The sequence below is a fragment of the Paenibacillus rhizophilus genome (assembly GCF_003854965.1).
Classification (GTDB): Bacteria; Bacillota; Bacilli; order Paenibacillales; family Paenibacillaceae; genus Paenibacillus_AQ; species Paenibacillus_AQ rhizophilus.
The window spans coordinates 56,105-70,719 of the sequence record NZ_RQPI01000014.1; the positions used below are offsets into that span (position 1 = coordinate 56,105).

At 42.1% G+C, this 14,615-nt stretch carries 17 protein-coding genes; 1 reads left to right on the plus strand and 16 read right to left on the minus strand.

The features are described from left to right. Window positions 1-21 precede the first annotated feature (21 nt). The 11 genes from EH198_RS19365 to EH198_RS19415 all read right to left on the minus strand — a co-directional run bounded on the left by EH198_RS19365 (window position 22) and on the right by EH198_RS19415 (window position 9,092). Window positions 22-840 carry a PTS system mannose/fructose/sorbose family transporter subunit IID gene (locus tag EH198_RS19365; RefSeq protein ID WP_124697168.1) on the minus strand — a complete coding sequence of 273 codons (819 nt, stop codon included), beginning with the start codon at window positions 838-840 and terminating at the stop codon, window positions 22-24. Continuing rightward, complete coding sequence (locus tag EH198_RS19370) at window positions 833-1,636, minus strand: PTS mannose/fructose/sorbose/N-acetylgalactosamine transporter subunit IIC (RefSeq protein ID WP_124697169.1); 804 nt, start codon at window positions 1,634-1,636, stop codon at window positions 833-835. The genes EH198_RS19365 and EH198_RS19370 overlap by 8 nt, the downstream gene beginning before the upstream one ends. A gap of 22 nt (window positions 1,637-1,658) precedes the next feature. Then, complete coding sequence (locus EH198_RS19375; protein ID WP_124697170.1) at window positions 1,659-2,135, minus strand: PTS sugar transporter subunit IIB; 477 nt, start codon at window positions 2,133-2,135, stop codon at window positions 1,659-1,661. 532 nt (window positions 2,136-2,667) lie between these two features. Then, window positions 2,668-3,240 carry a TetR/AcrR family transcriptional regulator gene (locus tag EH198_RS19380; RefSeq protein ID WP_124697171.1) on the minus strand — a complete coding sequence of 191 codons (573 nt, stop codon included), beginning with the start codon at window positions 3,238-3,240 and terminating at the stop codon, window positions 2,668-2,670. A gap of 241 nt (window positions 3,241-3,481) precedes the next feature. After that, entirely contained in the window at window positions 3,482-3,691 is a 210-nt protein-coding gene (locus EH198_RS25210; RefSeq protein WP_246014450.1) for an aldo/keto reductase, read from the minus strand. Between the two features lie 126 nt (window positions 3,692-3,817). Then, complete coding sequence (locus EH198_RS19390) at window positions 3,818-4,897, minus strand: alkene reductase (protein WP_124697172.1); 1,080 nt, start codon at window positions 4,895-4,897, stop codon at window positions 3,818-3,820. A 43-nt stretch (window positions 4,898-4,940) separates the two neighbouring features. Continuing rightward, window positions 4,941-5,639, minus strand: a complete 699-nt coding sequence (locus EH198_RS19395; RefSeq protein WP_124697173.1) for an SDR family oxidoreductase — start codon at window positions 5,637-5,639, stop codon at window positions 4,941-4,943. A gap of 221 nt (window positions 5,640-5,860) precedes the next feature. Further along, window positions 5,861-6,442: a TetR/AcrR family transcriptional regulator gene (locus EH198_RS19400; RefSeq protein WP_124697174.1), complete on the minus strand. Its 582-nt coding sequence runs from the start codon at window positions 6,440-6,442 to the stop codon at window positions 5,861-5,863. Window positions 6,443-6,556: 114 nt separating this feature from the next. Then, window positions 6,557-7,333: an SDR family oxidoreductase gene (locus tag EH198_RS19405; protein ID WP_124697175.1), complete on the minus strand. Its 777-nt coding sequence runs from the start codon at window positions 7,331-7,333 to the stop codon at window positions 6,557-6,559. Then, entirely contained in the window at window positions 7,330-8,028 is a 699-nt protein-coding gene (locus EH198_RS19410) for a zinc-binding dehydrogenase (protein ID WP_185702979.1), read from the minus strand. Before EH198_RS19410 ends, EH198_RS19405 begins: the two co-directional genes overlap by 4 nt. 62 nt (window positions 8,029-8,090) lie before the next feature. Then, complete coding sequence (locus EH198_RS19415) at window positions 8,091-9,092, minus strand: NADP-dependent oxidoreductase (RefSeq protein ID WP_124697177.1); 1,002 nt, start codon at window positions 9,090-9,092, stop codon at window positions 8,091-8,093. Between the two features lie 253 nt (window positions 9,093-9,345). Here EH198_RS19415 and EH198_RS19420 point away from each other — a divergent pair, with 253 nt between their 5' ends. Then, window positions 9,346-9,894: a TetR/AcrR family transcriptional regulator gene (locus EH198_RS19420; RefSeq protein WP_124697225.1), complete on the plus strand. Its 549-nt coding sequence runs from the start codon at window positions 9,346-9,348 to the stop codon at window positions 9,892-9,894. A gap of 807 nt (window positions 9,895-10,701) precedes the next feature. Here EH198_RS19420 and EH198_RS19425 read toward each other — a convergent pair. The 5 genes from EH198_RS19425 to EH198_RS19440 all read right to left on the minus strand — a co-directional run bounded on the left by EH198_RS19425 (window position 10,702) and on the right by EH198_RS19440 (window position 14,610). After that, window positions 10,702-11,112, minus strand: a complete 411-nt coding sequence (locus EH198_RS19425; protein ID WP_124697178.1) for an RES family NAD+ phosphorylase — start codon at window positions 11,110-11,112, stop codon at window positions 10,702-10,704. Beyond that, window positions 11,079-11,414 (minus strand): hypothetical protein, encoded by a 336-nt coding sequence (locus EH198_RS24395; RefSeq protein ID WP_148091520.1) that lies wholly within the window; start codon window positions 11,412-11,414, stop codon window positions 11,079-11,081. The genes EH198_RS19425 and EH198_RS24395 overlap by 34 nt, the downstream gene beginning before the upstream one ends. A gap of 567 nt (window positions 11,415-11,981) precedes the next feature. Then, window positions 11,982-12,881 (minus strand): SDR family NAD(P)-dependent oxidoreductase, encoded by a 900-nt coding sequence (locus EH198_RS19430; protein WP_246014452.1) that lies wholly within the window; start codon window positions 12,879-12,881, stop codon window positions 11,982-11,984. Next, entirely contained in the window at window positions 12,853-13,593 is a 741-nt protein-coding gene (locus EH198_RS19435; protein WP_124697179.1) for an SDR family oxidoreductase, read from the minus strand. The genes EH198_RS19430 and EH198_RS19435 overlap by 29 nt, the downstream gene beginning before the upstream one ends. A 39-nt stretch (window positions 13,594-13,632) precedes the next feature. After that, the gene (locus EH198_RS19440) at window positions 13,633-14,610 is read right to left on the minus strand and encodes an aldo/keto reductase (protein WP_124697180.1); all 978 of its coding nucleotides are present in this window, start codon (window positions 14,608-14,610) and stop codon (window positions 13,633-13,635) included. Window positions 14,611-14,615: the final 5 nt, after the last annotated feature.

Genomic DNA, 14,615 nt, shown 5'->3' on the forward strand with positions numbered 1-14,615 from the left:
TTCCTTTCTGGTCTTTAGCGATTAAACACCCAAAATTCCAAAGTAAGAGCAGACTAACGCTAAAGCAATGATCAAAAATATGATGTTTGTGAGGCTGAGCTTCTTCGACCCGATCAACTTATAGACGACAAGGGTCAATACCGCCGGCAGCAGCGCCGGCATAATCTTGTCCAGAATTTCGGTTTGAATGGGCAGCGTGACTTCTCCCGTTTGATACTTAAGCTGAATATTCATTTTGACAACGGCTGGAATTAATGCGCCAACAACGGTTAACCCCATGATGGAGGCTGCTTCAGTAAAGATATTTAATCTGTCGCCGAGGGCAGTGATTAATTTCAATCCGGAGGTGTGGCCCACATCAAACAATTTAATCCGGAAAAAGAAGAAGACGATATTAAGCAGCAACCAAATAATCGCACCTGTCGGATTTCCCTGTAAGCCCATATATCCGGCAATTGACCCCATAATCGTTGGGTACAGTACCCAAACAAGCGTATCTCCAACACCGGCAAGCGGTCCCATCATCCCCGTTTTAAACGCTTGAACTGCATCCTTCGATTGGATGCCATCCTTCTGTTCCATCGCTACCGAGGCTCCCAGGAGGAGATTGGCCATCCAGGTCGTGGTATTGAAGTAATTGAAATGATTATTTAAAGATGCTTTATAGTCCTCATCTTTTTTATGGATTTTGCGTAAAACCTTGTTCAGTCCAAACACAACCGCCGGAGCCTGCTGGTTCTCGTAATTAAAGGTGTTACAAGCCATGAACATATACCGGATGGCTGCTGCGCGGATGTCTCTTTTCGTTACATTATTTGTTGCCGGTTCTGCGTTACTCATCGAATTCGTCTCCTTCAACTGAGGTATTGCCGTTCCCCGCCGCAGCCGCCGCAGGTGTACTATTCATTTTTTGGGTGAAGAAATAATAGGCAAAGGCGAAGCCTAAAATGGCAATTCCCAGGATCGGCAGGCCCAGATACGCGGAAATCACAAAGCCAATCAAGAGCATCGTCAGGTATTTCTTCACTGGCATAAACTGAAGCAGCAAGGCAATCCCGACTACCGGCAGCATGGACCCGGCTATGGATAATCCGTCTGTAAACCATTTCGGAACGACATCCAGCAGCACCTTCACGATCTTATCTCCGAAGATTACACAAAGTAAGGTGGGAATCGCTGTGGTTAAACCAAAAATAAGAGGCCCAATCCAGAAAATACGGTTCATTTTGGCGAATTTTCCTTCGTTTAGCGCTTTTTGAGCCGCATGAGACACATAGGAATTGAGGATCTTGCCCAGCACATCCAATTGAATACCAAGCATTCCGACAGGCACCCCAACTGCTAAGGCTATAGCTTTCGCATTTTCAATATCACCGGTTGTACGGATAGCTACGTAAATCCCGACAAGTGTCGCAAGACCGTAATTGGGTACGGAGGACCCGCCTATATTAGCTACCCCTAAGGCCATCAATTGGAAAGTCCCGGCTATGACCATGGCCGTAGGGACATCGCCCATAATAAATCCGGCAATCATTCCGATAATGGATGGGAACCAGGTTGTAATGACGAAGCCCTGCTGGTCCAGAACCATCCAGAAGGCTAATGCAACAATGAGTATCGCTTGTATAATCTCCATGTTTTATCCTCTTCCTGCTTGGTTATTTGATATAGGTTTCCAGTGGTTCTTCGGCATCTCCCGGCACAAAGTGAAAGGTGACTGGAATTCCTTTTTCTTTTAAAGCTTTTAAATCGGCTACTTCTTTTTCATTGACCGAAACCATCTTCTTTACCGTTGTTTTGCCTTCGCCGTCAAAGATGATCCCGACATTTACCTTCGGAATGTGAACGCCGCCCGCAGCAAGCTTCAGTAACGTTTCAGGTTCTCGAACAACCAATAAAACATTATGGTCGTCATATTTTCCAGCATTGAAGTTGGTAATGGCCGTATCCGTATCAATGATCGACATCCCGGTTCCGGCAGGCTTGCTCATACGCATCGCCGTTTTTTGGACTTCATCCTGACTTACAACATCATCCACGACCATCAGCCGTTTGGCTCTTGTATGTCCCGCCCATTGCGTTACCACAATTCCATGAATCAAGCGTTGATCAATTCGCGCCAGTACGATACCCATATCTCTAATCTCCTTCTGTAAGTGTTTTCTTTATGGCCATGAACAGAGGATATCACCATGAGAAAACGCTAACAATACATTTGGAGGAAGTTAGGAAAGCGCTTATTAAACCGGGAAAAGTATCAGATGTACGGGAAAATTCCCACGTTCCTCCACACGGGCGGGCGCAAATAGAAAACCCCTGATCCATCAGTATTTCTGACGAATCAGGGGCACGTACTGTCTCAAACATATGTTGAAAAAGATCTATATAATCCTTTCTAATAGATCCCCCACTTTTTCTGCCATTTCCTGCGGTGGATAAGGCCATACCACTATTTTATCTTTATATTCATCTGGAGGGGTATTTCCAATGAAATATTGTATTTTACAGTACACATCCTTAAGTAAAGTATATAGATTCCACTTGTTCTTATCTTCTTAGTTCTTCGGTCTATTTAAACTATCCTGACACTCTCTCAGGAAATTACAGTTATATAAATTACTATTCTTTTGTTTTTCATTGAGAGCTATTTAATCCATTTAAGAAATTTCAATCTAGAGTATTGAGTATGGTTTGAATAATATTTGATAATTTTCGTTGATCCGTTGCTGTTTTCACCATGGTACGCAGTCCTAACCAAGCATTCAATAAATATTGAGAAGCAGCCTCTGGCTCCAGTGAAGCTTTAAGCTCCCCTCTTTGCTGGCCAGTCTTAACGAGGTCATATAACAATTCCTCCATTTTTGAATAGCTGTCTTCAACAAGAGAGGCAACTTCGGGATCTAGTACCCCCAGCTCAACACCCGAGTTAACAATTAAGCATCCTTGAGGTTCTCCTTCTTTCCTTATCGAGGACTCTAGGAATTGCCGGATCAATTCCTTTACCGGTTCTTGCTTATCAACCAAGAACCTCATTTTCTTGTTTTGAGTTGACTCATACCGTTGTAATGCTTTCATATATAAAGTGTGCTTATCTCCAAAAGTGTCATAGATACTTCTTCTGTGGATTCCCATATAGTCCACTAAATCTTGCATTGAAGTTTTTTCATAACCTTGCACCCAAAACAGTTGAATTGCTTTATCTAACACTTCATTTATTTCAAATTCTTTGGGTCTTGCCAATGTAATCACCTCAAGCAATCATTATACATTTTAGTGACTGATCCGCAAACTAAAGTGTAAAACGCAAATAAAATCAAGCGAGGTGCTTGATTTTATCCTTCACATCTTTTAAATATGCTTAACGAAGAATTCTTCGTTTGTCTGCTTGTAACCACCCCGGAGTCCAACCTTTTTCCATCGCGTCCAGAGTTACTGCAGGTGGGACAATAGAATCGATCGCATCCAGAATATCTTTACTTAATCAGATGTCGCTACCCTTTAAGGTTTCACGAAGCTGCTCAATTGTCCTAGCCCCAACAATTGCTGATGTAATGGAAGAATGAGCTTGCGTAAATGCCATGGCAAGATGCGGTATAGTCAATCCTGCCTCATCTGCCAGTGTTTGGAGTTTAGCTATGGCTTCAAACTTGCTGCGGTTTTCTTCCCGATTAGGATCAACAATGGATTGCAAACTTCCCGCAAAGGTGGCTGCTCTTGAATCGGAGGAAATGGCTTCCCCAAAACGGTATTTACCAGTTTATAGACCACTTGTAATATAAATATCTGGGCAACATTGATTTTTTGATACACCCAATACTTAGCCCTTCTGTGATTCCAATTCTTTCAATGTAGGATAGTCAGTATAACCTTTGCTTCCGATCCCGAAGAAAGTTGTAGGATCTGCTTCATTTAATGGAGCTCCTGATTTAAGCCGCTCTACTAAATCCGGATTAGCTAATGACCATGCACCGACCGGTACCATATCAGCCAGGCCATTATCAAGATCGATACTTAGATCTTCCAGAGCACGCCCAGCCCGATTGACTAATAGTGGATTTGTCCAAATGGAACGAATATCATGGAGCAGTTTTTCGTTTCCAAGATGCATCACATGGAGATAAGCTAATTCCAGTTTAGCTAACTCTTTTACAAGGTAGAGATACAGTTCTGGACCTTGTTCTCCATCTTGAATCCCCCCAAGAGGTGTCCCTGGCGAAATACGGAAGCCTGTTCTTTCTGCTCCAATCTCTTCGACGACGGCTTTCGTAACTTCAATCGCGAAGCGAGCACGATTTTCTATAGATCCCCCATACTCATCCGTCCGAGTATTCGAATTTTCTCCGATAAATTGATTAATGAGATATCCATTTGCTCCATGAATTTCAACGCCATCCGCACCGGCTTCAATAGCTGCTGCTGCTGCTTTTCGGAAATCGGCAATGGTCGTTTGAATATCCTCTTTACTTAACTCGCGCGGAACGGGTATGTCCTGCATTCCAGTGGCTGTAAACATTTGAACACCGGGAGCAATTGCAGATGGTGCAACGGGTTGACGATGATGGGGTGTATTGTCGGGATGCGACATACGACCGGCATGCATTAATTGGATGTACATAAATCCACCTGCTTCATGCACTGCATCCGTAACCTTCCTCCAACCTTCTATATGCTGTTCAGTATAGATTCCCGGTGACCATAAGTATCCTTGACCATCATCAGAAGGCTGTGCGCCTTCCGTAATAAGGAGTCCCATAGATGCTCTTTGAGCATAATAAAGGGAGCTTAATTCTCCTGGTGTACCATCACTTTCCGCTCTGCTGCGTGTCATTGGTGCCATCGCCAAACGATGTGGCAATTCCAGGTTCCCAATTTTCGTATTACTCCATATTTTTTCCATTTTGTACACTCCTCTTTAAATTAAGTTAACATCGAAATTGTTATTACGAAAGTTGTGGGTATAACGCAGGAACGCCACCTGCAAGTCCACCTTGTATCATCCGGCTGGTATCATCCGCAATAATTTCAAAGCTGCCAGATTCTATGCCATCAATAGCTATTTTTGCAATATCTGCAGGGTTCGATTTGGGAACATCTATACCGGTTGTCATGTCTGTCTCCATAAAGCCTACATGTAATCCTGCTACTCTGACATTATGAGGATACAAGTTTAAACGTAAATCGTTCGTCAATGCCCATGCTGCAGCCTTCGCAGCTGTATAAGCACCTGCAGTTCCCGAACTAAACCAAGACAATGCGGAAAGAATATTCAAAATCGATCCTCCCCCGTTTTTTTCAATGACCGGTGCAAAAGATCGAACCATGGATAGCGTACCGAAGAAATGCGTATCAAATTCCAACTGTATTTTTTCCACATCCCCTTCCAGCAAAGAAGCGCCTGTTGATGATCCTGCATTGTTGATTAAAAGCGTAACATCCTTAGCAAGGATGGCAGCTGCTGCAACCTCTTGAGGGTTGGTAATATCAAGCTTTACCGGTATAACGCCTGGAATATCAATGGTCTCCGGATTTCTTGCACCAGCATAAACTTTAGCTCCTCTAGATAGAAGTTCAAGGGTGAGCTGGAGGCCTAAACCTCGGTTTGCTCCAGTGACAAATGCGACTTGTTCAGAAATGTTCATTGTATTAGCTCCTTTTATTCATTATTTGAGTACAGTCCCTCCTAAAACTCAGCAAACAGTGACTCACTTTTAAAAAGTTCCAGGTTTAGAAAGGCCTCACCATACGGGAATGATCGTTCTAATAATTTCAAAATAATAGACCATTTATGAAGGTAATCTTAATGCAAGAGAAGGAAAGAGAAACGTTTTAAGAACGATCATACTAGAAAGTGCAAAGGGAATTATATGCTAGATAAAAGTTTAATCGATACATCGGCTATACGCTGCAATTTTTCTTTGCGTATGGAGGTTCTTGCCATTACCCTTAACCCTACATAGACTGCATGCAGATGATTCGCTTGATCGTCGGCATTATAATCTGAGCTAAACTCTCCATCCTGCTGTCCCCACAGAATAATATCTTTGAACAGCTGTTCGGATAATGCAAACAATTCTGTGGTCTTTATATCCACCTCAGCATCACGCATTGCCAATTCCACCGCTGAATTTACCATCAAACAACCGGAAGGTGAATCTTCTTCACCACATATCACGAAACTAAAAATAAGCTGAAGTGCCTCAGTTGCAGTCTTAGAGCGCTTAACTTCGCCTACAAGCTTAGTACTTACTTTATCGTGAAATCGGTCCATTGCTTTCAAAAACAGCGTATGCTTGTCGCCAAATGTGTCATATAAACTTCTTCGATGAATTCCCATATGCTCGACCAGATCCGTCATAGATGTCTTCTCGTAACCTTGTTCCCAAAAGAGCTTCATCGCCTTTTCTAATGCCACATTCTCTTCGAATTCTTTGCTCCTTGCCATTCTATTCCCTCCCTGTTATTCAACATAACATATTGAGAACGATCGGTAAAGAATTTTTATATTACCACCTAGTGCATTAGCTTTATACGACCTATAATTTTAACTATTCTCGTATTAATTTGATTTAAGAAGCATTTGACCCCAAGTATGCGTGATGAAATCCGGAGCGAACTTCATGGAAAAGCGCATAACTTTCGTAAAACCGGCATTTACGCGTATTTTGTTTTTTTCCATCCCTTTAACACCGACATTAACAAGTTTTGCTAATGGCAAAGAGATCATCTTATTCAAAAAGCCTTCGTCAAAAGTGTCTGTGAGATTGGTTTCAGAAATAACGGGTGGACAAAGTTCCATCACATGAATGTTTTTTCCTTTAGCCCGGATTTGCTCACGTAATGCATCACTGAACATATGAATCCCAGCCTTCGTTGCAGAATAAGCCGGTGCGTTGGCAACTGTAATATTAGCAAGTAGTGAACTAACGTTAACAATCATCGCCTCCTGTTGTTGGGCTAACAGTGGCAATAAAGCCTTGGTGATATAGATTGTCCCATTCAAATTTGTGGCGATTTCAGCGGTAAGATGCTCGTAGGTAACTGCTTCATCAAACAAGTCAAATTCGTGTATAATACCAGCATTATTAAAAATAATATCCAGTTTCGGGTAGTGAATCCTTAGTTCTTTAGCAAGCTGCTCAACGCTATTGGGATCACTAACATCTGCGGCCATCCCAATAAGTCCGGGATTGTTCTTTACGGTCTGGTCGATTCGTTGTTGCGAGCGCCCCGTTATGATCACCGTATTTCCCATATCGAGCAAACGTTTAGCAAAAGCAAAACCAATCCCGGAAGTACCGCCAGTCACCAATATTGTTCTATTTTTTAGTTTCATTCTTCATCATCTACTTTCAATATGACTTTCCCTTGGCTATGCCCTGTCGCAATTTTAGCAATCGCGGCATTCACTTGGTCAAAGGGGTACACAGAATCAATCACCGGCTTAATGTTTGCTTCTTCAAGATACTTTGTGAAAGCTGCTAATTGCTTGCCATTCGGCTGCACGTATATGAAGTCATAACTTTTGCTTTGCGATTTGGCAAGCCCATCAAAAGGTGCCCCCAGTAAAGCGAAAAGAATCCTCTTCCCCGTTGACCAATCTGCGCTTTGACTAGCGAAACGGGCATTGGGGCCAGCGTTTAACGACAGTAATTTGCCACCTGACTTCAGTATCTTCATTTGTTTAAAAATTTCGCTAACGCCTCGGGTATCAATAACATAATCATAGTCTGCCAGTATCTCGGTATAGTCCTGCGTAGTATAGTCGATAAACTCATCTGCCCCGAGTCGCTCCGCCAATGCCCGCGCTGATCTACTCCCACTAACTGTCACAAACAGTCCTTGTGACTTCGCGTAAGGAACAGCAATCTGACCAAACCCCCCCGTACCGCCAGAGATGAATACTTTACCGCCTTGCTGAACATCTAAGATAGCTAGCGCCTGAACGACCGTTAAAGCAGACAGTGGCACTGCCGCTGCTTCTCTAAAGGAAAATTTGACTGGTTTTTTAGCAACAATCGCTGCATCCACTGCAACATATCCAATATTCTGGAGTACCGCGAGATTTGTGCAGCCTGCATTGGATACTCTCCTTAAAATTGAATAATGACTTTTCCTTTGGGATGACCTGTAGCAACAAGATTCAGTGCTTCGTTAATATCTTCAATATGGAATTCTGTGGGGTCCACCGCTGGTACAATTCCGTTCTCTTCAATAATCTTTGTAATTCTCTTCAATTGTTCTCCATCACTGCGAACAAAAATGAAATGATATTGAATTTTCTTCTTCTTGGCTTTGTGATCATACTTGGCCCCAGCAATGGTGAAGAGCTTTTGTTTCCAACCTGGCAAGCCCATAGCTTCGGCGAAACGTTTGTTAGGGCCGGTCCGCAAAGAAAGAAGGCGACCGCCTGCTTTAATAATGGAAAGTTCATGATCAAATTCGCTTGGTCCCAAGGTATCAATCACATAATCAAGATCACTAAGTTGTTCCCAATAGTTCTCAGTCGTGTAATCAATGTACTGGTCAGCTCCAGCCTCCATTGTCCGTTCACGTGCTTGTGGATTTCCACTGACGATGACCTTGAGCCCCATGCTTTTGGCGATAGGAATAGCCATTTGGCCAAATGAACCAGAGCCCCCGGGAATAAACACACTTTCGCCAGCTTTAGCAGCTAACTCTTCATGCAAACCTTGATAGGCAGTCAATCCTGTTAAAGGCGCAGCCGCGCCGGTCACAAAATCCAGATTAACAGGTAAATGTGCGATGGCATCCGCATTAATCGCCGCGTATTCCGCAAATGCACCAATTTTTTGTAGTGGCAGGCGTGAATAAATTGCATCGCCAACTTTGAAGTTCTGGACTTTCTTGCCAACCTTTTCAATAATACCTGTGAGCTCGTTACCGAGTACCAATGGGAACTCATAATCCTGGATTAACTTCACGCTCCCGGTAGCGATAAGCAGTTCCAAATGATTAACTGCCGCTGCTTTCACCTTAACCAAGACTTCGTTATCACGTATTCCCGGGATTGGAATATCGTTCACTTCAACTTTGAACTGTTTGGAATATTTAGTAATCTGTGCTGCTTTCATAACTCATGGCCTCCCATGCACAAAATAATGAGTAACATTCATTCGTTTTTGTAACTTACGCAATAAGCATAATACCCCAGGTTACAAAAGTCAACAATTGTTACTGACTATTATTTTATGCTATACTACAACCAGGTGTATACACGATGATTAATGAATTCATTAAAGAAAGAAGGGTTGGCAGCATGGTGTTACGCTGGGGCTTGATAGCAAATGTTTGCTTCAAAAAAACCATGTTCACCTGCCAAAACAAATGGCTAAAATCACACAAGAGCTTATTATTGAAACAGCGGAGGCATTAATTGAACGTACGGAAAAATCCGAAGTGACGCTCTCTCAAATTGCGGATGAATTAAGTATCACCCATGCAGCGCTCTATAAACATTTTAAAAATAAGCAAGAGCTCTGGGCAGCTGTGTCTAAGAGCTGGTTCAACCGGATGATTTCAGAACAAATCAAAATAGACACATCTAATTTAGCCACGCCAAGGGATGTGCTCCACGACTGGCTCTGGTCCTTTGTTAACGCAAAAAAACGCGCTTATAACGAAAATCCCAAAATGTTCGCCCTTAATACACAATATGTGGACAGCAATCCATTGGTATTACGCGATGTTCTCTGGGACTCCTACCAGATTATCGATGGCTTCATGGACTATCAAGATCCCCACTTAGAGCGGGCAGAGGCGATTCTATCCGCGTTTGCGGTGTTTAGTCTCCCGTCCTTCAAAGAATCCTGGAATTCCCCAGACTACCAAGATAGGTTTGAGCGCATCTGGAGTTTAATCAAACAGGGTCTTTAATTCCTAATGGAGCAACCACATCAAGTATCTACGATTATTCTTTTCAAGAATGCCAAAAGACACTCTAGGTTAAAACCAAAAGAATGTCCCAATCTTTAAGAAGCTTCGGCGAGTTTCAGCTTAACTGTGAGTCCCCGAGTTTATTTATAATCCAGAATTCAACTGATAATGAGATGAGATTAAATAATCACAGGCAGAATCACTTCCTATGCCGCCAAGCCCAAAACACGGGGTTTAATTACTCCTGACAGTACCTGTTGACGGCTTAGTTTTACCCTGTTCTATTTTACTAAGCTTACCTTGTGAAATCCTAATCTTTCAGCAAAGCAACCTGATTGTGATTACGCTTGATACATCAGCACTTCCGGTGTTTCAAGGGTTGGAAATCGTCATTTTGTAAACCTGTCTCAGTTATCATATAAAACAGTCTCAACTATAAAGGTTACTCACTGTGAGTAACCTTTATAGTTGAGACTAAAAAGCGCCGAAATCGGCGCTTTTTTTATGTCCATTTGAGACAAATGACAATTATAGATGAGATTTGTTGTGTTTTTATCAATTATAACTGAGATAAATTGTTCCCCTTGATTTAAGCAGGTACTAATATATCCGAAAAGCCAACATGAATTTTTTTCATTCCCATTAATCTAATAAATATTAAATTAGATTGTTGACTGGCTGATTTTTATCTCGTCAACTCTGTGCAGAGATGAACGCACGATTTTTAAAATATTCTCTTTGAAAAAAACAAAATTATCTCCATCAGCAATTGAACTTTTAAACTTAAAGCCTGCATATCCATTTGCTTTAATTAAATTCAGCAATATATTGTGTTGGAATATAATCAATTCCTGAATCTGATGGACTCACGGGTTTTGAAAACTCCATACTTATCGCATCAAGCAATTGTTGCAATTGAATAGCTCTTCGAAGATCAACTATCTGAAAAGGTGATTCAATTTTAGACAAGGTTAGGTCAACTATCTCCACTTCCTGTTTAAGTTCAAAGGTCGCAACACTAACAAGTGCATTTTTCCATGGACGAACCTCAGAAACAGCCGTGTCTATATCAGACGAAGTGTACAAATACGATATCCCCTTAGGATTTGCTCGACCATCTGATACTAATCTCGAGGGAGCTATACCCAATTCATTATTACTGTAAGGAACTGTAACATTATCAACTAATTCATAACCAATCCTAGCATGAAAAAACAATCTTCTGCTTTTAGTTTAATACGTTTCGAGTTTAGTAAATCCACAAAATCTACATCTGATGTAAAGTCTAAGATAAAGCGATTATGAGTTTTGATCTCCAAACAAAACCTCTCCCAAAGAGAGCTTTTATCATCATTAGTTATAATATTATCGTAAAATATTGCGCACTGCACATCTTCTACATCCTCACTACCATAGCCAATACACCAATCGTCTTTTTCTCTTGAAGAACTGTATATATCCGATAATAGTTTTTTTCGATTTTCGTCTGTTAAAGTTTCAGAAAAAAATGGACCAATCATTCTGAATATGTTGATACAACGGCCTTAGATTACTAAAAATCACTTCATCAATATCGTATTCATAACTAGGGGGCCTAATTATTTCCCAATGTCCACCTTGTTGTGACCTATCATAGATTGAAAAAACCACTTCGAATTCTGGTGTTAACTCTTCCTACAGCTATAACACTTTGCGACTTATTACCGCAATAACTGCAGCTACCAACTCTTTTATTACTAAAAATTTTATTGCGAATGTAATTATCTTGAAAACATCTTACACAACAGAACGACACAAAATTAACCTCCAATAAGCACAAAGAATTTTCTGAATGCTCGTGCTTTACTATTCTTGATTTTTTTCACTGATCGTGAACGTACATAACTAGTTTCATCGCTTAATAATTTCCAATTCAATTCAGTCTCCCAAAACCGATAAAAAATCAACCCTCATGATATACTCTTAGCCCCTTTTGAGGATCACTTATTTTCAATTTCTCTCAATTCAAAAGTAGCTACCCCAAAGTTATACTCTGAGGTAGCTGCACTATTTTTTAGAAGATATTATTCAGCCGTTCAAGTAACTATTTATTCATATGAGAGGTCGGTGGACAGGTCCCGATAAGCGTTAATCTGTTCCTGAAGCTCCACAAGCTTCTGCTCAAAAGCAGCAACCGCATCGGCACCAGCAATCCAGCGTAGTGGCGGCTTCTCCTCGCTTGCAATGGTAAGGAGTGCTTTTGCGAGCTTAGCTGGATCGCCACCTTGCTTACCGTTCATCGATTCCCACATAGCGCGGGTTTGTGTCGTACGCTCAGCATAGTCATCGATGCTCAGCTCTGGCCAGTTGGTCGACTCTGGTTCCAGTAGCTCTGTACGGAAGAAACCAGGCTCAACGACGGTGGTATGAATACCAAATGGCTCCACGTCGAAGCGCAAGGACTCCATCCAACCTTCGAGGCCGAACTTGGAAGCAGCATACGCGGAACAAAACTCTTGTCCTATTAGACCGGCGAGCGAAGAAATCGAGATAATGTGACCAGAGCGAGCTTTACGCATGACGGGCAGCACAGCTCGTGTAACATTCATCGGACCGATCAGGTTAGTGTTAATCTGTTTCTCGATCTGAGCTGGGCTCAACTCTTCAAAGTAACCCGCATAGAAGTTAGCCGCGTTATTAACCAATACATCAACTCGACCAAACTTTTCTATCGCTGCTTTGACAGCTGCCTCAGCGTCTGACAGTTTGTTCACATCAAGTTGAACGACCAAAAGATTGTCCGACGCACCTATCGCTTGAGTAACCTTGTCTGTGTTGCGGCCTGTTGCGACGACCTGATAGCCGGCTGCCAGAGCTGCCTTTGCAATGTCTACACCCATACCTCGTCCTGCACCTGTAATAAACCATACTTTTTTATCTATCTTTTTTATTTCCTCCAAATTGATCGCTTTATGTTTTTTAGAGTTGTTGAATGGTTGGACGGACAATCATTTCATTAACCGCTACATCTGCTGGTTGTTCGATTGCAAATCCAATGGCACGAGCAATGCTTGCAGGTTCAATTGCAATTTTGGTTTCTTCTATAATGGCCGCTTTTAATTCTGAACCAGAAATGGCTTGAGTTAATTCTGTGGCAATAGATCCTGGCGAGATGATGGTCGTACGAATATTATTGCCGCACTCTTCGATACGGAGACCTTCCGTAATGGCACGCACAGCAAATTTTGTACCACTATAGACTGCACTAGCAGGGAATACTAAGTGACCAGCTATAGAGGAAACATTAATAATATGCCCTTCTTTTCGTTCTCTCATGGATGGAAGAACAGCAGCTATACCATATAGGACACCCTTGATGTTAATATCAATCATCGCATCCCATTCATGAATTTTCTTCTCATGAACTGGGGAGAGCGGCATTACTCCAGCATTGTTGACCATAACATCTATTTTTCCAAACTCTTTAAGAGCATACGCGGCCAGCTCTTCCATTTGTTCATGTGAGGCAACATCTGTTACTTTATAAACTGCTTGCCCCCCACTACTTTCGATCTCTTGCTGCAGCTTTTGTAAACGGTCTTCACGACGAGCCGCCAAGATTACTTTTGCACCCTTGGATGCAAGTTCTTTTGCAGTTGCTTCACCAATCCCACTGGAGGCACCTGTAATAATTACAATCCTATCTTGGATATCGGACATATAAGTAACTTCCTCTCTAATTAAACATGATTAAACTGTTTATTCAACAACTTGCATGTGCTCTTCAGACATACGCCCACCGTGCACTTTGACTTTCGAGAACTCTGTTTCAAGCTCGTGAAGTTCTGCTGAAGTTAGTTGGATTTTTATTGCCCCTAAATTCTCGTTCAGGTGGTCAATGTTACGCGTACCTGGAATTGAAACAATCCATGGTTTCTGCGCCAAAAGCCATGCAAGAGAAATCTGAGCTGGTGTAGCGTCTTTTTTTTCTGCGAATCTTCTTAGCAAATCAATAATCGGCATATTTGCTGTTATATTTTCAGAAGTAAAGCGCTCAAATTCAGCTCGAAGGTCCGTTTTCGGGTCAAGATTTGTGTCAGCATTGATTTGACCAGTAAGATAACCCATTCCAACGGGACCCCATGGGACGAACCCGATACCTAACTCCTCACAAGTTTTAAGTACATCATTCTGTTCAGGAGCTCTTTCCATAAACGAATATTCGCTCTGAATTGCTGTAACGGGCTGCACAGCATGCGCTCTTCGGATAGTCTTAGCACTCGCCTCAGAGAGACCAAAGTGCAAAATCTTCCCCTCCGTGATGAGATCTTTAATCGCACCAGCTACCTCCTCAATTGGTACTTTGGGATCTACCCGGTGCTGGTAATAGAGATCAATGCGGTCCGTTTTAAGTCGCTTTAATGAAGCCTCTACCACTTTTTTGATTTGTTCCGGCCGGCTGTTAAGGCCCTCTGAGCCTTCAAGGTCAAAACCAAATTTGCTTGCAATCACTACATTATCGCGGAAAGGTGCAAGCGCTTCTCCAACCAGTTCTTCGTTTGTGTATGGACCATAAACTTCTGCTGTATCAAAGAAAGTGATGCCTCTTTCATAGGCAGAACGAATGGTCTTAATTCCTTGCTCTTTATCTGCAGGAGGGCCGTAGTTGGCGCTAATGCTCATACACCCTAATCCTAATTCAGAAACTTCTAATTTTCCGAGTTTTCGTGATTTCATTTTAT

Bases quoted from the DNA above. Each gene is read 5' to 3' on its own strand.
- EH198_RS19405 (WP_124697175.1), bottom strand. From the start codon at position 7,333: ATGAAACTAAAAAATAGAACAATATTGGTGACTGGCGGTACTTCCGGG.
- EH198_RS19390 (WP_124697172.1), bottom strand. From the start codon at position 4,897: ATGGAAAAAATATGGAGTAATACGAAAATTGGGAACCTGGAATTGCCA.
- EH198_RS19395 (WP_124697173.1), bottom strand. From the start codon at position 5,639: ATGAACATTTCTGAACAAGTCGCATTTGTCACTGGAGCAAACCGAGGT.
- EH198_RS19415 (WP_124697177.1), bottom strand. From the start codon at position 9,092: ATGAAAGCAGCACAGATTACTAAATATTCCAAACAGTTCAAAGTTGAA.
- EH198_RS19375 (WP_124697170.1), bottom strand. From the start codon at position 2,135: ATGGGTATCGTACTGGCGCGAATTGATCAACGCTTGATTCATGGAATT.
- EH198_RS19435 (WP_124697179.1), bottom strand. From the start codon at position 13,593: ATGTCCGATATCCAAGATAGGATTGTAATTATTACAGGTGCCTCCAGT.
- EH198_RS19365 (WP_124697168.1), bottom strand. From the start codon at position 840: ATGAGTAACGCAGAACCGGCAACAAATAATGTAACGAAAAGAGACATC.
- EH198_RS19400 (WP_124697174.1), bottom strand. From the start codon at position 6,442: ATGGCAAGGAGCAAAGAATTCGAAGAGAATGTGGCATTAGAAAAGGCG.
- EH198_RS19370 (WP_124697169.1), bottom strand. From the start codon at position 1,636: ATGGAGATTATACAAGCGATACTCATTGTTGCATTAGCCTTCTGGATG.
- EH198_RS19420 (WP_124697225.1), top strand. From the start codon at position 9,346: ATGGCTAAAATCACACAAGAGCTTATTATTGAAACAGCGGAGGCATTA.
- EH198_RS24395 (WP_148091520.1), bottom strand. From the start codon at position 11,414: ATGATTGGTCCATTTTTTTCTGAAACTTTAACAGACGAAAATCGAAAA.
- EH198_RS19440 (WP_124697180.1), bottom strand. From the start codon at position 14,610: ATGAAATCACGAAAACTCGGAAAATTAGAAGTTTCTGAATTAGGATTA.